Source organism: Bacillus sp. FSL L8-0167 (assembly GCF_038630295.1).
GTDB classification, from domain to species: domain Bacteria; phylum Bacillota; class Bacilli; order Bacillales; family Bacillaceae; genus Bacillus; species Bacillus safensis.
Genome location: NZ_CP152027.1, coordinates 3,112,145 through 3,134,984, shown reverse-complemented (window position 1 = coordinate 3,134,984; position 22,840 = coordinate 3,112,145). Strand labels below are relative to the sequence as shown.

At 41.7% G+C, this 22,840-nt stretch carries 24 protein-coding genes; 20 read left to right on the top strand and 4 right to left on the bottom strand.

Annotation, left to right across the window (positions count from 1 at the left end):
- Positions 1 to 12: 12 nt before the first annotated feature.
- The 3 genes from MHB66_RS16295 to nagA are packed head-to-tail and all read right to left on the bottom strand — an operon-like array spanning position 13 to position 2,672.
- Positions 13 to 738 carry a GntR family transcriptional regulator gene (locus MHB66_RS16295; protein ID WP_041115592.1) on the bottom strand — a complete coding sequence of 242 codons (726 nt, stop codon included), beginning with the start codon at positions 736 to 738 and terminating at the stop codon, positions 13 to 15.
- 18 nt (positions 739 to 756) lie between these two features.
- Positions 757 to 1,482: a glucosamine-6-phosphate deaminase gene (gene nagB, locus MHB66_RS16290; RefSeq protein ID WP_034281053.1), complete on the bottom strand. Its 726-nt coding sequence runs from the start codon at positions 1,480 to 1,482 to the stop codon at positions 757 to 759.
- Positions 1,479 to 2,672, bottom strand: a complete 1,194-nt coding sequence (nagA, locus tag MHB66_RS16285) for an N-acetylglucosamine-6-phosphate deacetylase (RefSeq protein ID WP_041115593.1) — start codon at positions 2,670 to 2,672, stop codon at positions 1,479 to 1,481. The genes nagB and nagA overlap by 4 nt, the downstream gene beginning before the upstream one ends.
- Before the next feature lie 177 nt (positions 2,673 to 2,849).
- Here nagA and hprK point away from each other — a divergent pair, with 177 nt between their 5' ends.
- The 9 genes from hprK to MHB66_RS16240 all read left to right on the top strand — a co-directional run bounded on the left by hprK (position 2,850) and on the right by MHB66_RS16240 (position 10,657).
- Complete coding sequence (hprK, locus tag MHB66_RS16280; RefSeq protein WP_024423572.1) at positions 2,850 to 3,782, top strand: HPr(Ser) kinase/phosphatase; 933 nt, start codon at positions 2,850 to 2,852, stop codon at positions 3,780 to 3,782.
- 11 nt (positions 3,783 to 3,793) lie between these two features.
- Complete coding sequence (gene lgt, locus MHB66_RS16275; RefSeq protein WP_041115595.1) at positions 3,794 to 4,618, top strand: prolipoprotein diacylglyceryl transferase; 825 nt, start codon at positions 3,794 to 3,796, stop codon at positions 4,616 to 4,618.
- 19 nt (positions 4,619 to 4,637) lie between these two features.
- A complete protein-coding gene (locus MHB66_RS16270) occupies positions 4,638 to 5,582 on the top strand; it encodes a nucleoside recognition domain-containing protein (RefSeq protein ID WP_034281047.1) in 945 nt (314 codons plus the stop codon).
- A complete protein-coding gene (ppaX, locus tag MHB66_RS16265) occupies positions 5,579 to 6,229 on the top strand; it encodes a pyrophosphatase PpaX (protein WP_041115596.1) in 651 nt (216 codons plus the stop codon). The genes MHB66_RS16270 and ppaX overlap by 4 nt, the downstream gene beginning before the upstream one ends.
- A 1-nt stretch (position 6,230) precedes the next feature.
- The gene (locus MHB66_RS16260; protein ID WP_024423568.1) at positions 6,231 to 6,749 is read left to right on the top strand and encodes an acyltransferase; all 519 of its coding nucleotides are present in this window, start codon (positions 6,231 to 6,233) and stop codon (positions 6,747 to 6,749) included.
- Positions 6,750 to 6,818: 69 nt separating this feature from the next.
- Positions 6,819 to 7,247 (top strand): Rrf2 family transcriptional regulator, encoded by a 429-nt coding sequence (locus MHB66_RS16255; RefSeq protein ID WP_024423567.1) that lies wholly within the window; start codon positions 6,819 to 6,821, stop codon positions 7,245 to 7,247.
- Between the two features lie 87 nt (positions 7,248 to 7,334).
- Positions 7,335 to 7,976, top strand: a complete 642-nt coding sequence (locus MHB66_RS16250; RefSeq protein ID WP_041115597.1) for an NAD(P)-dependent oxidoreductase — start codon at positions 7,335 to 7,337, stop codon at positions 7,974 to 7,976.
- A gap of 45 nt (positions 7,977 to 8,021) precedes the next feature.
- Positions 8,022 to 8,654 carry a DsbA family protein gene (locus MHB66_RS16245; protein WP_041115598.1) on the top strand — a complete coding sequence of 211 codons (633 nt, stop codon included), beginning with the start codon at positions 8,022 to 8,024 and terminating at the stop codon, positions 8,652 to 8,654.
- A 587-nt stretch (positions 8,655 to 9,241) separates the two neighbouring features.
- Positions 9,242 to 10,657: a hypothetical protein gene (locus tag MHB66_RS16240; protein ID WP_041115600.1), complete on the top strand. Its 1,416-nt coding sequence runs from the start codon at positions 9,242 to 9,244 to the stop codon at positions 10,655 to 10,657.
- Positions 10,658 to 10,710: 53 nt separating this feature from the next.
- On the opposite strand, the gene MHB66_RS16235 is transcribed toward MHB66_RS16240, so the two are convergent.
- Positions 10,711 to 11,496 (bottom strand): C39 family peptidase, encoded by a 786-nt coding sequence (locus MHB66_RS16235; RefSeq protein WP_041115601.1) that lies wholly within the window; start codon positions 11,494 to 11,496, stop codon positions 10,711 to 10,713.
- Positions 11,497 to 11,729: 233 nt separating this feature from the next.
- Between MHB66_RS16235 and MHB66_RS16230 the strand changes: the two genes are divergently transcribed.
- From MHB66_RS16230 to trxB, 11 genes are all read left to right on the top strand, one after another.
- Positions 11,730 to 12,905: an ATP phosphoribosyltransferase regulatory subunit gene (locus tag MHB66_RS16230; RefSeq protein ID WP_034281040.1), complete on the top strand. Its 1,176-nt coding sequence runs from the start codon at positions 11,730 to 11,732 to the stop codon at positions 12,903 to 12,905.
- Positions 12,898 to 13,542 (top strand): ATP phosphoribosyltransferase, encoded by a 645-nt coding sequence (hisG, locus tag MHB66_RS16225; protein WP_041115602.1) that lies wholly within the window; start codon positions 12,898 to 12,900, stop codon positions 13,540 to 13,542. The genes MHB66_RS16230 and hisG overlap by 8 nt, the downstream gene beginning before the upstream one ends.
- Complete coding sequence (gene hisD / locus MHB66_RS16220; protein ID WP_342490562.1) at positions 13,539 to 14,825, top strand: histidinol dehydrogenase; 1,287 nt, start codon at positions 13,539 to 13,541, stop codon at positions 14,823 to 14,825. Before hisG ends, hisD begins: the two co-directional genes overlap by 4 nt.
- Positions 14,825 to 15,409 (top strand): imidazoleglycerol-phosphate dehydratase HisB, encoded by a 585-nt coding sequence (gene hisB, locus MHB66_RS16215; protein WP_041115604.1) that lies wholly within the window; start codon positions 14,825 to 14,827, stop codon positions 15,407 to 15,409. The genes hisD and hisB overlap by 1 nt, the downstream gene beginning before the upstream one ends.
- Positions 15,409 to 16,047 (top strand): imidazole glycerol phosphate synthase subunit HisH, encoded by a 639-nt coding sequence (gene hisH, locus MHB66_RS16210; RefSeq protein ID WP_041115605.1) that lies wholly within the window; start codon positions 15,409 to 15,411, stop codon positions 16,045 to 16,047. The genes hisB and hisH overlap by 1 nt, the downstream gene beginning before the upstream one ends.
- On the top strand, positions 16,044 to 16,781 hold the full coding sequence (gene hisA, locus MHB66_RS16205) for a 1-(5-phosphoribosyl)-5-[(5-phosphoribosylamino)methylideneamino]imidazole-4-carboxamide isomerase (RefSeq protein WP_034281035.1): 738 nt from the start codon (positions 16,044 to 16,046) through the stop codon (positions 16,779 to 16,781). The genes hisH and hisA overlap by 4 nt, the downstream gene beginning before the upstream one ends.
- Entirely contained in the window at positions 16,778 to 17,536 is a 759-nt protein-coding gene (gene hisF, locus MHB66_RS16200; protein ID WP_041115606.1) for an imidazole glycerol phosphate synthase subunit HisF, read from the top strand. The genes hisA and hisF overlap by 4 nt, the downstream gene beginning before the upstream one ends.
- Positions 17,533 to 18,162 (top strand): bifunctional phosphoribosyl-AMP cyclohydrolase/phosphoribosyl-ATP diphosphatase HisIE, encoded by a 630-nt coding sequence (gene hisIE, locus MHB66_RS16195; RefSeq protein ID WP_041115607.1) that lies wholly within the window; start codon positions 17,533 to 17,535, stop codon positions 18,160 to 18,162. Before hisF ends, hisIE begins: the two co-directional genes overlap by 4 nt.
- A 131-nt stretch (positions 18,163 to 18,293) precedes the next feature.
- Positions 18,294 to 19,754, top strand: a complete 1,461-nt coding sequence (locus tag MHB66_RS16190) for a tetratricopeptide repeat protein (protein WP_041115608.1) — start codon at positions 18,294 to 18,296, stop codon at positions 19,752 to 19,754.
- A gap of 364 nt (positions 19,755 to 20,118) precedes the next feature.
- A complete protein-coding gene (locus MHB66_RS16185) occupies positions 20,119 to 21,504 on the top strand; it encodes an NlpC/P60 family protein (protein WP_041115609.1) in 1,386 nt (461 codons plus the stop codon).
- A 234-nt stretch (positions 21,505 to 21,738) separates the two neighbouring features.
- Positions 21,739 to 22,689 carry a thioredoxin-disulfide reductase gene (gene trxB, locus MHB66_RS16180; protein WP_087976242.1) on the top strand — a complete coding sequence of 317 codons (951 nt, stop codon included), beginning with the start codon at positions 21,739 to 21,741 and terminating at the stop codon, positions 22,687 to 22,689.
- Positions 22,690 to 22,840 lie beyond the last annotated feature (151 nt).

Sequence of the window (22,840 nt, the reverse complement as noted above, 5' to 3'; positions counted from 1 at the left end):
CAGGGGCACTGTTTATCTTTCCATTGTATGAATGAGCTTGTAACGATCCCCTCTATAAACGGAAACAACATACTCAAATGGAATGTCTTTTTGAAAAAAAGTCGTTCTTGTTATGGACAGCACAGGGTCTCCTGCTAGAATAGACAGCAAGTGTGCTTCTTCCTTTGAGGCAACATTGGCTTCAAGCTCCTGTTTGGCATGAGCAATGACATGGCCAGTGTTAGTTTCAATATATTCATATAAAGAGCCAGTTAAATGTTTCTTTGTTAAATCTCCTGCAAATCTTTCAGGTATATAGCTCGTTTCAATCGCCATCGGTTCATCATTTGCAAGGCGTATCCGTTTTAGTTCAAATACAGCATCACTATTAGTCAGCTGTAAGACGGGCAGCAAGTGCTCTGGACATGCGGTTTTTTTAAAGTCAATCAGCTGGCTTGATGCTTTGAGCCCACGCTGGCGCATATCCTCTGAAAAGCTTGTTAAGCCTTGAAGCGGCTGTTCAAATTTTTTCCGGCTAACAAAGGTGCCTTTTCCTTTTTGACGATACAAATATCCTTCGTTCACAAGATTCGATAAGGCTTGTCTGACAGTCATTCGACTAATACCAAAGCGTTCGGCATATTCTCTTTCAGAAGGAATGAGTGTATCAGGTGCTAATGTTCCATCCTCAATCTGCTTTTTCAAGTTCTCCATAATCTGATGGTACATCGGAATAGGTGACTGCTTATCAATAAACATGTGAAAATCCTCTCGTTTTTAGCGTAGTGATCCAGCTTCTCGATCAATCATAACCGTTACATCTTCATGAAGTTTCAGTGCAGACGCTGGGAAGTCCGGATGAATCTCTGCCCGTTCTAAATATTGTATCACTTTCGCTTTTGATTTTCCCGAAGCAAGAAGGAGAATCTTTTTACTTGAAAGAATGCTCGCGATTCCCATTGTGATGGCATGTGTAGGTACCTCATCAATAGAAGAAAAGTATCTTGCGTTAGCCTGTCTCGTGTTTTCATCTAACTGCACGACATGAGTCTTTGAGTTGAAAGGGGTACCTGGTTCGTTAAAACCGATATGCCCATTTTGACCGATTCCAAGGAGCTGAAGATCGATGCCGCCTACATCCTCAATGAGCTGGTCATATCTTAAGCATTCCTTTTCTAAATGAGCTGCTTTGCCATTTGGAAGAAAATACTGATCCTGAGGGAGATCAATATGGTCAAATAAATGACGTTTCATGTAGGTCATATAACTATTTTCGTGTTCTGGATTGAGTCCTGCATATTCATCTAAATTGATTGTTTTTGTTTGCTTGAAAGACAGTTGATTCGCTTGATGAAGTTGAATTAACTCTTTGTAAGTTTCAATAGGTGTACCGCCCGTTGCTAGGCCGAGTACGGCATCGGGTTTAGCAGCTATTGTTCTTGCAATAATGGCAGCTGCTTCTTTTCCTAATTGATCTTTGCTTTCAAATTCGATGATGTTCATGAGTGGTTGGCCTCCTTTTTTTCAAAGACGATTTGTCCACGGCAGATCGTCATCATCAGTTCACCAGATTCATCCCAAATCACCAAATCTGCTATTTTTCCAATTTCGATGGAACCGAGCTGTTGGTCAAGACCCAGTTGAGCGGCTGCATTGGTTGAAGTCATCTTCGCAATCTCTGTCCATTCACAATTTGTGAGCTGTTTCATCCGTTTGACGCCATCTTTCATTCGCAAAATTGATCCTGCAAGTGTACCATCGTCCAGCAATGCTTTTTCGCCGCTGACTGTGACCGTCTGACCGCCAAATTCGTATGTTCCATCCCCAAGACCTTTTGCACGCATTGAGTCTGTGATCATGATCAAACGATCACTTCCTTTTGCCAAATACGCAAGCTTGATGGAAAGAGGGTGGGAGTGAATCCCATCTGTGATCAGCTCGGTATAAAGGTTCTCATTCGTAAGAGCAGCACCTACAGCATTCGGTTCACGATGCTGAAACGAACTCAGTGCATTATAAAGGTGTGTTACATGGCGTGCACCATGCTTAGCTGCTAAATTCATCATGTCATGATGGGCATTCGTATGTCCAATAGAAGGGATCATGTTCATTTCCTGTAACATGGAAAGGAAAGCAAAATCTGTGTCTTCCTCAGGCGCAAATGTGACAATTCGAATGAGCTGTTCAGAAGCATCCAGCCATTTTTTAAAAAGCGGAATATCGGGCTGTTTAATCCATTGAACAGGCTGTGCCCCTGCCTTATGTTTAGAAATAAATGGACCTTCTAGGTGGATTCCTATACATTGTGCCTGACTTCCTGCTTGTTCTTCATTACTTTGTTTCCACTGAGCGACATTTTTAAGTGCCTGCTCAATCTCATGATGGTTTTGTGTGATGGTTGTCGCTAAAAAACTTGTCGTTCCTTCGGACGGAAGGTTGTCAGCGAGTGTATTCATTGCTTCTGCTGTCGCATCCATCATGTCTGCACCATATCCGCCATGGATGTGAATATCAATCATTCCAGGGAGTAAATAAAAGTTTTCCCGGGAAATATATACTTTTTCATAATTTCCTGTCGGTGGAGATGTTGAAATATAGTCAATCTTGCCATCGCGTAAACCGACAAAACCGTTTTCAATGATCTTTGTCTTTGTCACAATATGAATATTGGAGAGCAATAAAGAACCGCTCATGTTTGAGCCCCCTTATTCGTAATCTTTACTTTAAGTTTACTCTTTTTAAGTATAGTTGTCTATACCAGTTGGGGCGGTGAAACAGGAACAGGATAAAATACTATTTTGGGTTCATCATTGAAAGTGATAAAATAGAGCTGTATTTCTGAATCGCCTGTGATAAAAGGAGGAAGAAGCGTGCCGAAAGTTCGTACGAAGGACATAATGGAACAATTTCATCTTGAACTGGTAAGTGGGGAAGAAGGGATTAATCGTCCCATTACAATCAGTGATCTTTCCAGACCAGGTATTGAAATGGCTGGTTATTTTACATATTACCCAAAAGAAAGAGTTCAACTTTTAGGGAAAACAGAGCTTTCTTTTTTTGAACAGCTCCCAGAACGCGAACGAAAGCAGAGAATGATGTCTCTTTGTACAGATATTACCCCTGCGATTATTTTGTCACGAGATCGTGATGTCCCGAAGGAATTAATCGAAGCATCAAATGAAAATGGCGTGCCCGTTTTACGATCTAGCCTAAAAACGACAAGACTTTCGAGTCGATTGACCAACTTTTTAGAAAGTAAGCTTGCACCAACGACTGCTATTCATGGTGTGCTCGTAGATGTATATGGTGTAGGTGTATTATTAATTGGGAAAAGCGGAGTAGGAAAAAGTGAAACAGCCTTAGAATTAGTGAAGAGGGGACATCGGCTGGTCGCAGACGATTGCGTGGAAATCCGTCAAGAGGATCAGGATACATTAGTCGGGAGCGCACCAGAGCTGATTGAACATCTTTTGGAAATCCGCGGGTTAGGTATTATTAATGTGATGACCTTATTTGGAGCAGGCGCTGTTAGAAGCTATAAGAGAATTACGATTGTAATGAACCTTGAGCTTTGGGAACAAGGCAAACAGTATGATCGTTTAGGACTTGAAGAAGAGAAAATGCGCATCATCGATACAGATGTGCCGAAGCTGACGATCCCTGTACGGCCAGGTCGAAACTTAGCTGTCATCATTGAGGTGGCTGCGATGAACTTCAGGCTGAAACGTATGGGACATAATGCAGCAGAACAATTTACAAGTAAACTTGCCGATGTCATTGAAGACAATGGCCAGGATGAATAGGAGTTGACTATATGAACGAAGCAATTCAGCCAATTGATCCGATCGCTTTTCAGCTTGGACCTATTTCGGTTCATTGGTATGGTGTGATTATTGGGATCGGGGCCTTGCTTGGACTCTGGCTCGCACTGAGAGAATGTGAAAAAAGAGGAATCAATAAAGATATGTTTATTGACTTAATCTTATTTGCCATTCCAATAGCAATTATTTGTGCACGAATTTATTATGTATCTTTCGAATGGGATTACTATCAGCAGCACCCAAACGAAATCATTAAAATTTGGAATGGTGGAATTGCGATTCACGGCGGGCTGATCGGTGCCGTGCTGACAGCCATCGTTTTTACAAAAGTGAGAAAGGTATCCTTTTGGAAAATAGCTGACGTCGCAGCACCTAGTATTTTACTAGCGCAGGCAATTGGGCGCTGGGGGAACTTTATTAACCAAGAAGCGCATGGTGAGGCGGTTTCAAGAGCCTTTTTAGAAAATTTGCATCTGCCTGAGTTTATCATTAATCAAATGTATATTGATGGGACCTATTATCACCCGACGTTCTTATACGAATCATTATGGAATCTTGCCGGTGTTGTCATATTGATTTTACTACGCAGAACATCGCTGAGAAGAGGCGAAATCTTCTTGTCTTATTTAATTTGGTATTCAATCGGCCGTTTCTTCATAGAAGGGATGAGAACAGACAGCTTAATGCTGACAGAGCATCTTCGAATCGCACAGATGATTTCGATTGCGATATTCGTAGTGGCTGTTCTACTGATTTTCTTTAGAAGAATGAAAGGATACGCATCGATTCCGTATAAAGAGAACAACTCATCGAATTAAGCAGGGGGGATCATAAGAGATGGGAGAGACATGGAAAAACGGCTTGAAGGCAGGGCTATCGACAACTTGGACACTTGGCAAAGTCATCTTTCCAGTTACCATTCTCGTCAGTATCTTGCAGCATACGCCTGTAATGGGTTGGATCATACAATTCATTCGGCCATTTATGGGGGTGTTTGGTCTTTCGGGAGAAGCGGCTATTCCGCTTGTATTAGGAAATATGCTGAACTTGTATGCGGGGATTGCAGCCATTTTGACATTAGAGCTTCCTGTGAAGGAAGTGTTTATTTTGGCAGTGATGCTGTCCTTTTGCCATAACCTGATCATCGAATCGACAGTGGCAGCAAAGGTTGGACTGAGAGTGTCTGTGATTTTGTTGGTCAGAATCAGTCTTGCTGTTATTTCGGCTATTGTCATTCATCTCGTTTGGCAGGGAGGCGAGGAGCCGGCGCAATATGGACTACTGACGGCAGCTCAGGCGGCTGATGTGCCTTCCAGCTGGTACATGATCGTCCTGCTTGCTTTACAAAAAGCTGTACTCGGTGTGCTCCAGCTCGCCTGTATCGTCATCCCTCTCATGGTCATCATTCAATTCATGAGAGATTTAGGGTGGCTTCATACACTGTCTAAGTGGCTGTCACCTTTTACTAGAATGCTTGGAATGAAAGAAAATACATCTATGACGATGGTGGCTGGATTAACGATTGGTCTGGCGTACGGAGCCGGCGTGATGATGAAGGCAGTGGAAGAGGACGGTGTGAGTAAAAAGGACTTAACTCTTGCCTTTATTTTCCTCGTTGCCTGCCATGCGGTGGTCGAAGATACGCTGATTTTTATACCACTTGGTATTCCAGTATGGCCGCTTCTTGTCATCCGCCTGATTTCTGCAATTTTATTGACAGCTGCTATTAGCTATATTTGGCGGAAGCGGGAACTTGCAGCTGTTAGAAAGGAAGCCATATGAACGAATCGACGATCAACACAGTGCTATTTGATTTAGATGGCACATTAATCAATACAAATGAATTAATTATTGCTTCATTTCAGCATACGCTGGATCATTATTACCCTGGTCATTACAGCCGTGAGGATATTCTTCATTTCATTGGTCCGTCCTTGTTTGATACATTCTCTGCGATGGACCCTGATTTGACGGATGATATGATTCAGATGTACCGCACGTTTAATCATAAGCAGCATGATCTGCTTGTGACTGAATATGAGACAGTTATCGACACATTGAAAGTCCTGCAGGATCGAGGATTTAAGCTCGGTATTGTCACAACGAAGATACGGGATACGGTTTTAATGGGATTGAAGCTGACCGGTTTAGAGCCGTTCTTTGAGGTCATTGTGACGCTCGATGATGTGCAAAATGAGAAGCCGCATCCGGAGCCTGTTCAGCTGGCATTATCAAAGCTTGGCAGTGATCCGCATGAAGCGGTGATGGTCGGTGATAATTATCACGATATTTTGTCTGGTCAAGCGGCCGGGACAAAAACGGCAGGTGTTGCTTGGTCTATTAAGGGAGAAGAGGCGCTTTTAAAGCATCGCCCTGATTTCATGCTGAAGAAAATGAGTGATCTCCTGGCGATTGTTGGAGCTGATTAAGTTGAGAAAAACAGATCGTTATCCTGTAAAAGGGGTCAATTCACTGCGGCAAGTCTATCGGACAGTTCCCTTTTTCAAAGTGGTGAAAAACTTCATTTTTATTCAAATGGCAAGGTACACGCCTTTTATGGGAATGAAAAATTGGATATACCGAACCTTTCTTCGTATGAAGGTCGGCGAGGATACGGCGTTCGCCTTAATGGTGATGGTTGATCTGATGTTTCCTGAGAAAATCACTGTCGGTCGAAATAGTGTGATCGGCTATAATACGACCATCTTGTCCCATGAGTATTTGATTAAAGAGTACAGACTTGGGGAAGTCTATATTGGTGATGAAGTTTTAATTGGAGCTAATTCAACTATTTTACCTGGTGTGACCATTGGGGATGGTGCGATCGTATCGGCTGGTACACTTGTTCATAAGGATGTGCCAGCAGGCTCATTTGTTGGAGGAAATCCAATGCGCATGATTTATACGAAAGAAGAAATGGAAGCACGTCAATCTACGTCTGCTGAGTAGCTCGGCAGACTTTTTTGTTGACAATGTGACATGGTGTAACTATAATGATTACAACAGAGGTGAGAAAACATGAAAATCAGCAGCAGATTTACTGTCGCTGTCCATATTCTGGCCTTGCTATCACTTGAAAAAGGATCATTACAGACATCGGAGGATATCGCAGGAAGTGTGAATACAAACCCAGTGGTCATCCGCCGCATTATGAGTAAATTAAAAAAAGCAGGCCTAATCTCAACGAGTCTTGGCAAAGGTGGTTCTCAGCTGAACCGCAGTGAAGACGACATCACACTGCTCGATGTGTATAAAGCGGTTGAAGTCGTGGATGAGGGAGAATTGTTTCAAATTCATGAAAGCCCAAATCCTGACTGTCCGATCGGTGCAAATATTCAAGCGGTGCTTGAATTAATTTTATGCCGCGCTCAAAGTGCGATGGAGCAAGTACTTGCTGAGATCAAATTAAGTGAACTAACGCATGTGCTAATCAAAAAAATTGGATGATCTATTCAATTTTTTTTACCTCTGTTGTAACCGTATTAGTTACACCTTTCTTTATCAACATAAAACCATATTGCAGGAGGAGTTAACATGAAAATTGGAATTATTGGCGCAACAGGTAAAGCAGGACAAGAAATTGTGAAAGAGGCTCAATCAAAAGGACATGAAGTAACGGCGATCGTCCGAGATGCACAAAAGGTGACAGATTCATCACTAGCTGTTCTTGAGAAGGATGTGTTTCACTTGCAAGCAGAAGACATCAAAGGCTTTGATGTGATTGTAAATGCATTTGGCGCACCTGCTGGAAAAGAGCACCTGCACGTAGAAGCTGGGAAAAAGCTGATCGATATTTTAAAAGAGGCACCTGAGACTCGTTTGATCGTTGTGGGCGGAGCAGGAAGTCTATTTGTAGATGAGGCGAAAACAACAAGACTAGTGGACACACCAGAGTTTCCTAAAGAATATGCTGCTACGGCTTCACAGCAAGGAGAAAACCTAAAAGATCTTCAACAGACAGAGGGATTAAAATGGACCTTCCTCAGTCCAGCTGCATTCTTTAATCCAGTTGGCAAACGTACAGGTTCTTACGTGAAAGGGAAAGACCATCTGATTGTCAATTCTAAAGGTGACAGCTATGTGAGCTATGCTGACTACGCCATTGCGCTGGTTGATGAGGTGGAGCAGGCAGCCCATGTTGGAGAACGTTTTACCGTTGTATCTGAAGCTGAATAAGCAGTTTCATGACCGCCTAAAAATGATAAATGGGGAGTCTAACGTATGAATGAGCAAGAATTGTCCTTCATCTATGTATGGGATGCGTATTGTGGCTGGTGTTATGGATTTTCAAACAGTATCCGCACTTTGCATGAAAATCATTCGGAGATATCATTAACACTTGTGTCGGGTGGTTTATTTGTAGGGGAAAGAAGTCTTCCAATAAAGGATTATCCACACATTTCAGAAGCAAATCAGCGTATTAGTCAGCTGACTGGTGTCGAGTTTGGTGAACGTTATCAGGAGCTGCTAGCAAACGGAACGTTTCTTTTAGACTCTGAGGCTGCGGCCATTGGTTTTTCTGCATTAAGATCCATCGCACCTGAGCGCGCATTGCACTTGGCTTCATCGATGCAAAAGGCTTTTTATCAAGACGGAAAAAGCCTGAGTGATGAAGAAACGTATCGGGAGATCGCTTTGGCGCATCATCTTGATCCTGACGCAGTCATTGAACGCATGAAAACAAAAGAAGCGATGAATGATGCGTATGCCGACTTTGCGAAGGTTCATCAACTTCATGTGAACGGCTATCCTACACTTTTATTAAAAAGAGGGGAAGAATACTTCAGCCTGGGCGGAGGTGCGATGACAGCTGAAAAGCTTGAAGACCGCCTGAAGGAATTACTAGAAAAATAAATCATTCAAAAACAACCTCTATGCGGATAGAGGTTGTTTTTTTACGCTTTAATGATAATCGCCTGACTGCCCATCTGTTCCCAAGAATCTTCTATTTCTATAGGTACTTTTTTATTTTTTATTTCTAAGTAATAATGAATCAAAAAACCAATAAATAAGTGAACTAACTATTATGGTTAATATCACCTCAAATTTGTTTCTAAATGTTGCATCAATAATTAATACATTTACGATAGCTGATATTATTATATAAATTAGAAGGTACTTCAAATTGAATTTTGTTACTTTATTATAAAGTATTAATTGTAGAGGAACACAAAAGATTAAATAAAATAGAGATATAAATGGTAAATAAATTATAAAATAAGAAATGCTCAATCCATGAAATAAATATTGATAGATAGTTATAAATAAGCTTAATGTAATAGAGCTAATTATCATACATGAAATAAATTTAAAAGTTATAGATAATATTTTGAAAAACTTGTCATTATTCATACGCTATTCTCCTTAGGAATTATTGTAATATAAATTAAATTATGGTAACGTAATGATTGTAACATATTAAGCTTAATTGAGGTGTTCTAATGTTGAAAAAAATAATATTTTACTTTAGTGTTTTGATTGCTGTTTGTTTAGTTTCCCAACATGCTTATGCGTCTAGTGAACAAGGTATATCTATTCGCAAGAATAGTACTTATGCAACTATTGTTGCTAAAGAAAAGGGAGATTATTATAAGCTCTATGATAATGATAAATTAGTTTATGAAGGTAAAAAAGATGAAATAAAAGTGAAGATTAAAGATGAAATACAAAAATATAATTTGGGTATCTATAAAAGTAACAAATTAAAAAAAGTAATAGCTATCAAAATCGACAATAGTTCTTATTTGGAACCAAAACAGTCAAAAAGTTATATGAAAAGCAAAGCTTTTTCGTCTAACAATGAAAATGAGTTATATCCTGAACAAGAAATAGTAGATAACTCAATTAATCAAAATGGGTTAGATACTCATTCTAGCTCAGATGGTGTTCGCCTGAAGTGGGGGAAAATACAAGGAGATAATGGAGTTTACTCTATATACAGAGATAACAAACTTTTGAAAAAGACAAAGTCAAAAACCTATTTTGATTCTAATGTGAAGCCTGGAAAAAGGTATACATATAAAGTCGAGACGAATGTTCCACTAAGTAAGAAGTCTCGAAATAAAGTAAACGAGTTGTTAGCTAAAAGGAAAATTAATAAATCTAAGTTATCTAAAAGTGAAAAATCAAAACTCTATAATATTAGTGCAGAGTTTTCAAGCATTGTTGAAATCCCAAAGTTGACAGAGGACTCATTAAAATCTCCACTTGGGTTATTAACAAGTAAAGGAGAACAAGGAAAGTCTAAAGCTTTATCAACAAAAGCAGCTTTTCCAAAAAATGATGCATATAGTATTATTTATAACACATTCATCCCATATAAATCTGTTAAAGATCCAAACTTCATAAAAGGAGGCTATTTAAAGGGTGATAATCGGGGATTTAATATAAATGCTACAAGTAGTCGTACACATTCAGTAGTAAACTTGCAATTTCAGAATCCCCTTTCTATATGGATGCCAACAAAAAAAATTGGTAGATCCTATAGATGCTCAGATGCTGCATGTAAAAAAGTTATAGAAAGTGCAGTTGCGTCTAATAAGGCAATCTTTATAGATGTAACTGACACAAGTAGTAAAAAATTAGGGTTTAAGTTTTATCATTCTGCGAAAATCCCATTTAATACAAACGTTCCTGGTGTATCTTATCCTTCTATTGATTCAAATTGGAAACTTACGATGACAAATTCAACTTTGGTGATAAGTGGTAGTCATGATAAAGCACCTAATCATGAGATTTATCTAGCTTCAATGGGTGGGCAAAAAAGACAACTTTATACTTTTTTTGTAACAAGTCCTAATGATTTTATTAATTTACTTGAGATTATGCCTAGAAAGTCATTTAAAAATACATTATAAATAAAAGACAGTGAAAGCTCCACGATGAGTATTCACTGTCTTTTTCTGTTTAATTATATAATGATAATCGCCTGACTGCCCATCTGTTCCCAAGAATCTTCAAACTGATCACGGTCGACTTTTTGATTCTTTTCTCCATAGGGGTTATTCAAGTAGACATGCTCCTTGTCATAGCCTGTGATGACCACGCTATGCATATTAAAGCTTACATTTATTTTGCCATTCGGTGTATTCCAAGTTTCGATGTTATCTGTTTTGTCAAAGGTGGATGTCGTAATCACCCAGACAGGATAGCCCTTTTCAAGTGATTGATAGATGGCCTTTTTAACAGGCTTTCCGGTTAAGTCGACAACTTGATCGCCCGCGTATTTTTTCGCAAGCTGATAAATCGGTTCGTGGTAAACACCAAGACCCGGCCCATTCTCCATATCGCCTACAAACCCGTCATGAGGGTCTCCTTTTAAGCCATTTTCATAATTGAGCGGAACACGTTTTACTTCATTTGCCAACTTGTTTTTCGTTACATGCTCATAGCCGCTGTAATGAAGCAGCATCGCTAAGCTCGTGACTTCGCATCCGTTATAAAGCCTTGGCACATCCATTTGATTGTAGAGGGTGACGTCCATGGCTTTTTTGCTTCCTTTTAATGAATGATGTGTGGTTTCTGCTTTTTTCGTTGAACGAGTTTCTTCAGCTGCAAGTGCCGTATCGTTTTCTTTTGCTGCTTTTTGCGGCGAAGCTGTTTTCTTGACTTGATCGATTTGCGAAACGTATATAAAGCCGAAATAAACAAGACATGCGCACAACAAAGTTAAGATGAATGTCTGGATGAACTTCACTGTTAATCTCCTGTGTTATTCAATATTTTTAAGTATTATAGCACGTTCTTTCTTCGAACATACAGAAAAGACACAGGTGTCACTTGAATGTAATAATTCCAGAATATGTTGATGAAAATAGGGGGAAATAAAAATGATTGATTTAATCGCTTTATTTTGTTAGCATATTATCATATTAGCGAACTAAAGGATTCGGAATTTTTTGTTTTAATGTGTTGGAGGTGCGGAAGAACATGTTTATGTTTGAGAAACCATATGGTATGCGGGATTCATTACCTGGATTGTATGAGACGAAGAAAAAAGTGAGACATTCTTTAACAGAGGTCATGACTGGTTGGGGTTTCCGTTTGATGGAGACACCAACGCTTGAATTTTACGATACAGTCGGTGTTCAATCGGCGATTACAGATACACAGCTCTTTAAGCTGCTTGATCAAAACGGGCAAACCCTTGTACTGAGACCTGATATGACGGGGCCGATTGCAAGAGTGGCGGCTTCCAAGCTTCACCAGCAGGCGTATCCGCTTCGTGTTGGGTATGCAGCCAACGTGTTCCGAGCGCAGGAAAGAGAAGGCGGAAGGCCGTCAGAATTTGAGCAGGTCGGAATTGAATTGATTGGTGATGGTTCGATTAGTGCAGATGCTGAAGTCATCGCACTTGCCGTATTTGCCTTAAAAAATGCCGGGCTAAGGTCCTTCAAAATCGCGATCGGGCATGTCGCTTTAGCAGAGACGTTATTTGTCGATGTACTCGGAAATACAGAGCGTGCAAATGTCCTTCGCCGCTTCTTATATGAAAAGAATTATGTGGGATACCGTCAGCATGTGAAACAATTACCGCTCTCCTCCATCGATAAAACGAGGCTGTTACAGCTTTTAGAGTTAAGAGGCGGCCAAGAGGTTATAGGGCGGGCAGAGGAAATCGTCGTTTCACAAGAAGGAAAAGAAGTGCTCGCACAGTTAAAGTCGCTTTGGGAGACACTTGAAGATTACGGCTGTACAGAATATATCCGTTTAGATTTAAGCATGGTGAGTCATATGAGCTATTATACGGGTATTTTGTTTGAAGTATTTGCAGATCATGTTGGGTCGGTCATCGGAAGCGGCGGGAGATATGATCAATTGCTTGCTCATTTTGATGCACCCGCGCCAGCTACAGGGTTCGGACTTCGACTAGACCGTCTTCTTGAAGCGCTCGATGCAAAAGAAATTGTTGAGCCGCAGGAGGCTGTGATTTTTAGCAAAGAACAAAGACTGGAAGCTTTTGCTTTTGCAGAAAAGGAGCGGTCAAAAGGGAAAAAGATCGTCCTGCAAGACTTAGCGGGGATTGAAAATATTGACGCGATGACCAAGGCATTTGAGCAGGTGACTTATTTTATCGGCGCTAGAAAGGAAGAGCAAAATGGGTAAAGTGTTGACGATGGCGATGCCAAAGGGCCGGATATTTGAAGAAGCAGCAGGGCTGTTAAGACAGGCGGGGTACCAGCTGCCAGAGGAATTCGAGGATTCAAGAAAATTAATCATTGATGTACCAGAAGAAAACCTACGCTTTATTTTAGCCAAGCCAATGGATGTGACCACCTACGTAGAGCACGGCGTGGCGGATGTTGGCATTGCAGGGAAGGATGTCATGCTTGAAGAAGCTCGTGATGTGTACGAAGTGCTCGATTTAAACATCAGTAAATGTCATTTAGCTGTTGCTGGCTTGCCAGGGGCGAGCTGGGGGGGTGTCGCACCGCGTGTGGCGACAAAGTACCCAAATGTTGCATCGTCCTATTTTAGAGAGCAAGGGGAGCAGGTGGAGATCATTAAGCTGAATGGTTCCATTGAATTAGCACCGCTCATTGGGCTTGCCGATCGCATTGTGGACATTGTCTCCACAGGTCAAACACTAAAGGAAAATGGCCTTGTGGAAACGGAGCATATTTGTGATATCACGTCACGTTTTATTGTCAATCCTGTGAGCTATAGGATGAAGGATAACGTGATCGATGAAATGGCGCAGCGTCTTGCAAGAATCATTGGAGAAGGGGAGGAAACATCATGAACATCACCTGCATACAAGAAGGTGAGACAGATACTCTCTCACTCAAACGGTCCTTAGATACAGGAACAGAAGAGCAGCGTCAGGCTGTTCAGCGCATTATACAAGAAGTGAGAACAAATGGTGATGAAGCTGTACGGTCTTTTACAAAGCAATTTGACGGAGTGTTGATTGAAGATCCACTTGTCACGGAGGATGAAATGGCAAAAGTCTGTGACCGCTTGGATAAAGAGATGGTTCAGATTATCCAAACGGCTATCAAGCATATTCGCACATACCACGAGCGCCAGCTGACCTCTTCTTGGTTTTATCACCAAAAGGATGGTTCAATGCTTGGTCAAAAAGTAACACCGCTTGATGCGGTAGGTGTGTATGTCCCCGGTGGAACAGCTGCCTATCCATCATCAGTATTAATGAATGTGATCCCTGCGCTAGTCGCAGGCGTTGAACGAATCGTTCTTGTGACACCCCCTGGGAAAGATGGCTGTCTCTCTGACGCTGTCTTGGCTGCGGCGAAGGAGCTTGGTATTTCTGAGATGTATAAAATGGGCGGGGCCCAGGCGGTTGCGGCACTTGCCTATGGAACGGAAAGCATCAAACCTGTTGATAAAATCACAGGTCCAGGCAACATTTATGTCGCGCTGGCAAAGCGGGAAGTATTTGGTCAGGTAGACATTGATATGATTGCAGGCCCAAGTGAAATTGCAGTCCTAGCAGACGAAACAGCAGTCGCGCATGAGGTAGCGGCGGATTTACTTTCGCAGGCAGAGCATGATGCGCTGGCATCTAGTATTTTGGTGACACCGTCTAAGACACTTGCTGAAAGCGTGCAGGCTGAAGTAAGAAAGCAGCTTGATAGTTTACCGAGAAAATCAATCGCAGCAAAATCTATACAAGATCATGGCCGTATTTACGTGACAGAATCAATCGATCGTGCAGTAGACGTCATCAATCAATTAGCACCAGAGCACTTAGAGGTGCTGACAGCATACCCAGAAGCACTTCTTGGTCAAATCAAGCATGCTGGCGCAATTTTCTTGGGACGATATAGTCCAGAGCCGGTGGGCGATTATTTTGCAGGACCGAATCATGTGCTGCCAACAAACGGAACAGCTCGATTCTCCAGTCCGCTTGGTGTGACTGATTTTCAAAAGAAAACGAGCATTATTTCATATAGTCAAGAAGCCTTTGAAACACACCGGGAAAGCATTGCGGCTTTTGCCAGATTAGAAGGGCTTGAAGCACATGCAAGGTCGATTGAAGCGAGAAAGCGGGAGGAATCGTAATGAGACAGGCGAAAACATCGAGAAAAACTAATGAAACGAACATTTCATTAGCGCTAGAAATTGATGGAGAAGGAAAAGCGGATATTCAAACAGATGTCCCTTTTATGACGCACATGCTCGATTTATTTACGAAGCATGGACACTTTAATTTGACCGTCGATGCGAAAGGAGATACGGATGTTGATGATCACCACACAACAGAAGATATCGGCATTGTACTTGGGCAAATGTTTAAGGAAGCGTTAGGCGATAAAAAGGGAATTAAGCGGTATGGATCAAGCTTTGTTCCGATGGATGAAACACTTGCCCAGGTCGTGGTCGACTTAAGCAATCGTCCTCATTTGGAAATGAGAGCGGCCTTTCCGAGTCAAAAGGTTGGTACCTTTGATACAGAGCTAGTGCATGAGTTTCTGTGGAAATTTGCGCTTGAAGCCCGGATCAACCTTCATGTCATTGTTCACTACGGAACCAATACACATCATATAATTGAAGCCATTTTTAAAGCGATGGCACGTGCCTTAGATGAAGCAACAACCATTGATCCACGTGTGAAAGGAATTCCTTCAACAAAGGGGATGCTCTAATGATCGGAGTCATTGATTACGGAATGGGAAATTTGTTCAGCGTATCAAAAGCACTGGAACGAGCAGGTGCCCGCTATATCGTCTCCTCTGATGTAGAGGAGCTGAAAAAAGCAGATGCTTATATTTTGCCTGGGGTCGGTTCGTTTCATGATGCAATGCAGCTGTTAAAAGAGACTGGACTTGAGGCGTTTATCCATCAAGTCGTAGAGGAAGGAAAGCTGTTATTCGGCATTTGCCTTGGCATGCAGCTGTTATTTGAAGAAAGCGAAGAGGCAGGACACACAAAAGGATTGGGTCTGTTAAAAGGGCGTGTCGTTCTTTTAAAGGATCGTGATCAGGACGGGCAAAGGCTAAAGGTACCTCATATGGGGTGGAATGAGCTCACGTTTCATCAGCCCGCCCCATTGTTTGACGGTGTGCCAGAAGGATTTGCGTACTTTGTTCACTCTTATTATGTGAGTGATATGAATCCAGATGAGCAATTAGCAAGCGCGGACTATGGTGTTCAAGTACCAGCTGTTGTTGGCAAGGGAAATGTGCTTGGAGCACAGTTTCACCCTGAAAAAAGCAGTACAACGGGAATGGCGCTGCTCAAACAATTTATTCAATTAGCAAACGAACAGAGGGTGAACAAATGAGTGAGTTTACATTATATCCAGCGATTGATATGAGAAATGGCAAATGTGTACGTCTTGTGCAAGGAGATTATGATCAAGAAACCATTTATGGAGATTCACCGCTCGACATGGCCGCGCAATTTGTAAAAGAAGGAGCAAAATGGATTCATCTTGTCGATCTAGATGGTGCAAAAGCAGGGAAACGTGTCAATCATGAGCATGTGCTGGCGATTGCTTCCTCCTTAGATGTGAAGGTACAAATCGGCGGCGGTATTCGGTCGGAAGAAGACGTTGCCTTTTATTTAAAGAGCGGCGTAGATAGAGTGATTCTCGGCAGCTCAGCTGTTTCGAACCCAGTCTTTGTGAAAAAAATGCTGGCGCAATATGGAGAGAAAATCGCAATTGGGATTGATGCGCGAAATGGCTTTGTATCGACTGAAGGATGGCTTGAAACGTCTAAAGTGAAGGCAGAGGAACTCGGCAGGGAATTGGCAAAGGAAGGCGCAGAGGTCTTTATTTTCACCGATATTCAAATGGATGGCATGCTGTCTGGTCCCAATGTAGAAAGCACGGTTCGCTTAGCAGAAGCAACCGGCAAACAAGTGATTGCTTCAGGTGGTGTCAGCGCAGTAGCTGATCTTCAAAAGCTGTCAGCGCAAAAACAGTCTGGTGTGTCTGGTGCGATCGTTGGAAAAGCACTTTACACAAAGCAGTTTACTTTAGCAGAAGCATTTGAAGGGCTTGACCGCATATGATGACAAAACGAATCATCCCATGTCTTGATGTGAAGGAAGGGCGTGTTGTCAAAGGGGTGCAATTCCTAGGCTTAAAGGATGCTGGTGATCCGGTCGAATTAGCGCAGATCTATGATGAGGAAGGGGCGGATGAACTTGTCTTCCTTGATATTTCCGCTTCTCATGAAGGCCGGAAAACGATGGTGGATGTGGTCAAACAAGTCGCGTCCACTCTTGCGATACCATTTACGGTGGGAGGCGGGATTAACCACCTTGATGACATGAAGCGTATATTAAGAGCGGGTGCAGACAAAGTATCTGTCAACACAGCAGCTGTGTTAAGGCCGGAACTGATTTCAGAAGGTGCTGACTTTTTTGGCTCCCAGTGTATCGTTGTTGCAATTGATGCAAAATACGATGAAGAGAAAAAAGCATACATGGTCTATACACACGGAGGACGCCGTCAAACAGATTTAGAGGTCAGCGACTGGGCGAAGGAAGCTGTGCAGAGAGGTGCAGGAGAGATTTTGCTGACAAGTATGGATGCCGATGGTGAAAAGACAGGCTTTGATCATCGATTGACAAAGCTTGTATCAGATGCAGTCAATGTGCCAGTTATTGCTTCTGGCGGCGCTGGCAATGCCCAGCATATGCTCGAGGCCTTTACAAAAGGAGAAGCTGATGCAGCATTAGCAGCATCTATTTTCCATTATAAAGAAACCTCCATTCATGAGGTGAAGACATATTTGAGAGAACACGGGGTGAAGGTCAGATGAAACAGGCAAATGAATTAACCTTTAATGAGGCAGGCCTGATTCCTGCGATTGTACAGGATGCTCAAAGTAAGGAAGTATTGACGCTTGCGTATATGAATCAAGAATCCTATGAAAAAACGCTGGAGACAGGTGAAACATGGTTTTATAGCCGGTCGAGAAACGAGCTTTGGCACAAAGGCGCCACCTCGGGACATACCCAGCAAGTGATTTCTATTCGATATGACTGTGACAAGGACGCTCTGCTTGTCCTTGTCGCGCCAAGCGGCCCAGCCTGCCATACTGGCAGCTATAGCTGTTTTTCGGAAGAAGGCGTGAAGCGCCAAAGCGAAGAGCAGGATCGTTTTGCGATATTAAATGAACTTGAACAGGTCATTGCAAAGCGTCAGGCGGAAATGCCAGAAGGGGCTTATACAACCTATCTATTTGAAAAAGGGGTTGATAAAATCCTGAAAAAGGTAGGGGAAGAAGCATCCGAGGTGATCATTGCAGCGAAAAACCGGGATCAAGAAGAATTGAAATGGGAAACTGCTGACCTCCTCTATCATCTTCTTGTATTATTACGCGAACAGCAATTGCCGCTTGATGATGTATTAAAGGTATTAAAAAAACGTCATCAAGGTGAATGAAAAGCTGGGGGATATCCCTGGCTTTTTCATTTTAAATGAAAAACAAATCCTTCCTTTCCTTTTGTTCTATGTGACGACTGGTGAAGTATGTTATACTACACACGGTACACTGTTCGAAATGGAGGGTATCGGTGAGTAAATACACTTCTCAAAATAATCACACACAAGTCGTCCAGCTATTTCAAGATGGGCATTACTTTTTTCATAAAGGTCTTAAAGCATATAGAGAAAGAAATCTGTCCAGAGCAAGTAAGCTGATACAGCGGGCCATCGTACTTGAGCCTGAAAATGTAGAAATGCTGTCACAGCTTGCCATTATTTATACTGAAATGGGTCATTACCAGCAATCAAACGAACTGCTTGATTTTATCCTTGAACACATCGATGAAAACATGTCTGAGTGCCACTATTTTAAAGCCAATAATTATGCGAATCTCGGACTGTTTCAAGAGGCATATAAATCAGCTACTGCTTATGCCGCGCTGGAAGAGAACGGGGAATTTGCGGATGAAAATGAAGACCTTCTTGACCTGCTCGATATGAGCGACGAAGAGGACGAAGATTTTCCTTATGATCAGGATGACCTGATTGTGAAGCAGGATCAAGCAAACCATTTGCTAGAAAGCGGCAGACTCGATGAAGCTATTGAGATGCTGGAACAGATGATTGTTGAGTATCCAGAATTTTGGTCAGCGTATAATAATCTTGCTTTGGCCTATTTTTATTCTGGCCGAATCCATCAGGCGAAAGAAATGTTGAACCGGGTCCTTCTTGAAAATCCCGGTAATCTGCATGCCCTTTGCAATCAGCTTGTCTTCTACCATTATGAGAAAGAAGAAAAGAAGGTCAACATGTTAGCGAAGCAATTAACGCACGTGTATCCAATACTAAGTGAACAGCGTTATAAGCTTGGCGCAACATTTGCCCTTGTGGGAGAATTTGAATGGGCCTTTAAATGGCTTTATTCTTTGTACAAAACAGGTTTTCAGGGAGATAGTACATTTTTATACTGGCTTGCAAGCGCAGCCTATCATACAGGCCATAAAACGCTCGCCCAAACGGTTTGGGATAAGATGGTTGAAGAAGATATCGACGCAGATGAAATCAAGCCGTGGCAGGATAAACCTGAGGAGACTGAGCCAATGGTCTCGATTGAGGAACGGCTGACTGCGTACTATGTCAGTAAACAAAAAGGGGAACGTGACGTTCTGCAGTCTGTCCTTGATGCACGCGCAGCGAAAACGGCCTTTGAACAGCAATTTATAGAACTGCTTTTGTATGAAGATGAAATGAAAGAAAAGTCTTTTTCAGAAGATGCTGTTTTTGCAAAACAGGCGGCATCCAGTCTGGAGGAAGCGGTTCAGCCTGACAGCCATATGCCTTATTTTTGGTTATTCCATATTATTCAGCAGGCACGTGCTTCTGGTATTGATAAGAAAAATGCGCCTGCCTGGGCAGCAGCATCTTATTATCTATGGATGAATGAACAAGAAGAAGCAGCTGTCAGCAAAAAAGACGTTGCGTCCGCTTTTCAGATCAGTGTTCAAACACTGTCTAAATACGAACGAGAGATCTGTACGTTAATCGATTAAATAGGTAAATAGATTCAGAACATCCCAGCATGGCCGAAAAGGTCATGCTTTTTTCTTGGATAAAAAGGTGTGATTTGCAAGGAATTGGCGAAGTATGACAATCACGACATGTTTTTGAAACATAAATGTAATAAAAATATTAGCTCATTTTGTCGATGTCTCATGTATAATGAAAATCGTGGATTAAAACAAAGATAGATATTTAAATATTTTACTATACATAATGAAACACCTAGTGATAGAAACAATCTGGTCAACATCTGACTGAACAATCAGGAAGAAAGACATAGAGAGCACAGATTGGTCGCAGAGAATTTGCTGCTTTCTAATGTCGCTTGGGAAATTGTCAAAGGAGGAACTATTCGTGAAAAAGTTTATTACTTTCGGTTTAGCTTCGGTGATCGGAGCAAGCGGTTTATTTATTCCATTTACGCATGAAGCAAACGCACAGAACTTTGAACAAAAGAAACAAGAACTAGACAGCAAGCAATCTGAGGTAAACAAGAATCTTCAAAAGAAAAAAGAAGAGCTTTCAAAGCTTGAAGCAAAACAAGAGGCACTTGCACAAAAGCTTAAAGATATTGATGAGAAAGCTTTAAAAACAAGTGATCAAATCGAAGAAAAACAAAAAGAAAATGAAAAAACAAAAAAAGAAATCAAAGCATTGAAAAAAGAAATTGCTGATACAGAAAAACGTATTGAAGAAAGAAACGAGTTCTTGAAAAAGCGTGTACGTGCCCTTCAAGAGAGCGGAGGTTCTACGAAATACATAGATGTATTACTAGGAGCAAAAAGTTTTAGCGATTTCATCAGCCGTGCAGGTGCAGTATCTACACTGATCAACGCAGACAGTGAAATCATTAAAGAGCAGGAAAAAGACAAAGCAGAACTTCAAAAGTCTGAAAACGAATTAAACACAAAGCTTGAAAATGTGCAAAACACACTTGCAAAGCTTGAAACGCTTCAATCAGACTTGAATAAACAGCTTGATGAAAAAGACAAGCTATTCAAGCAAGTGAAAAAGCAAAAAGGAAGTGCTTTTTCTGAAATCAGCGAGTTAAACAGTGAGGCTAACAGCATTGCTTCTGAAAAAGACGCAACAATCGCTGCACAAAAACAAGCTGAAAAAGAAGCAAGAGAAGCAGCTCAAAAAGCAAAAGAAGAAAAAGCGCAAAGACAACAGCAGCAGCGTCAAGCTAGTGTTCAAGCGGAAGACAACAGCTCAAATAACGATAGCAGCCCGTCTTCAAGTAACAGTGGATCATCTAATGACAACAATAACAGCAACAGCAGTTCACCAAGCAAGAAGCCATCTTCTGGCGGTGGATCACCTGTCAGCAGTAACGTAGGCGGAATTGAAGGTGCGATCAGCACAGGTTCTAGCATTGTTGGACAATCTCCGTATAAATGGGGCGGCGGCAGATCACAAGCCGATATTGACGCACGTCGTTTTGACTGTTCTTCATTCGTTCGCTGGGCATTTGCATCAGCAGGCATCAACCTTGGACCAGTTGGCGGTACAACAACAGATACGCTTGTAGGTAAAGGAAGAGCTGTAAGTGCATCTGACATGAAACGCGGAGACCTTGTGTTCTTTGATACGTATAAAGTAAATGGACACGTTGGTATTTACTTAGGAAACGGTACATTCTTGAATGATAACAGTTCCCATGGCGTTTCAGTTGATTCAATGAGTAATCCTTATTGGAAGAGATATTTCAATGGCGTTGTAAGAAGAGTCGTTGAATAAATCATTACTTTTTATATAACCGTAAACAGGCTTCCTTAAACAGCAGTTTAAGGAAGCTTTTTCTTTTTTTGAAGATATGAGCAAATGATTCGCTTATTCCCCGCAGATTTAATAGGATATGGGTAAGGAATAAAAGCTAAGAGTGGAAATGATGCTCTCTGTCATGAATGGAAGCATCACCCAAGGGCATTCTAATAAGAAATGCGAGCAGCAATTGAAGAGGGAGTGACAGTTGTGTCAGAAGAAAAAATCTACGATACGATCATCATTGGAGCGGGTCCTGCCGGAATGACAGCCGCTGTTTATACATCACGGGGAAATCTTTCAACATTAATGATTGAAAGAGGAATTCCAGGCGGACAAATGGCGAATACGGAAGATGTCGAGAACTATCCTGGCTTTGAAAGTATTTTAGGGCCGGAACTTTCAAATAAAATGTTTGAGCATGCGAAGAAATTCGGTGCAGAGTATGCATATGGCGATATTAAAGAAATCGTGAACGGTGAAGAATACAAAATCGTCAAAGCCGGCTCAAAAGAATACAAAGGACGCTCTGTCATTATAGCGGCAGGGGCTGAATACAAAAAAATCGGGGCACCAGGTGAAAAAGAACTTGGCGGCCGCGGCGTATCATATTGTGCAGTATGTGACGGGGCTTTCTTTAAAAACAAAGAGCTTGTCGTCATTGGCGGCGGTGATTCTGCGGTAGAAGAGGGTGTGTATCTCACACGCTTCGCTTCTAAAGTAACGATTATCCATAGACGCGATAAACTTCGTGCACAAAGCATTTTACAAGCGCGTGCCTTTGATAATGAAAAAATTGATTTCAAGTGGAACAAAACCGTCAAACAGATCAATGAAGAAAACGGGAAAGTCGGCAGTGTGACATTGGTTGATACGGTGACTGGTGAAGAAGAAGAGTTTAAAACAGACGGTGCCTTCATCTATATCGGAATGCTGCCGCTGTCTAAACCATTTGAAAATCTCGGTATTACAAATAAAGAAGGCTACATCGAGACAAACGAAAGAATGGAAACAAGAGTGGAAGGTATTTTCGCAGCTGGTGACATTCGTGAAAAAACACTTCGTCAAATTGTGACAGCAACAGGTGACGGAAGTATTGCAGCACAAAGCGCACAGCATTATGTAGAAGAGCTTGCTGAAAAACTCAAAGCAACGAAATAAAAGGCTGTCGTAAATCCTTAATATAGCGTCATGGGCTTTTAACTGGAATGTAACACGGGTGAAATAATTTTCCGTTATGATGAAACTAGTAATTGACCCCCTTTTATAAGGAATACATGTTTGGCACGGATGTGAATCCGTGTCCTTTTTT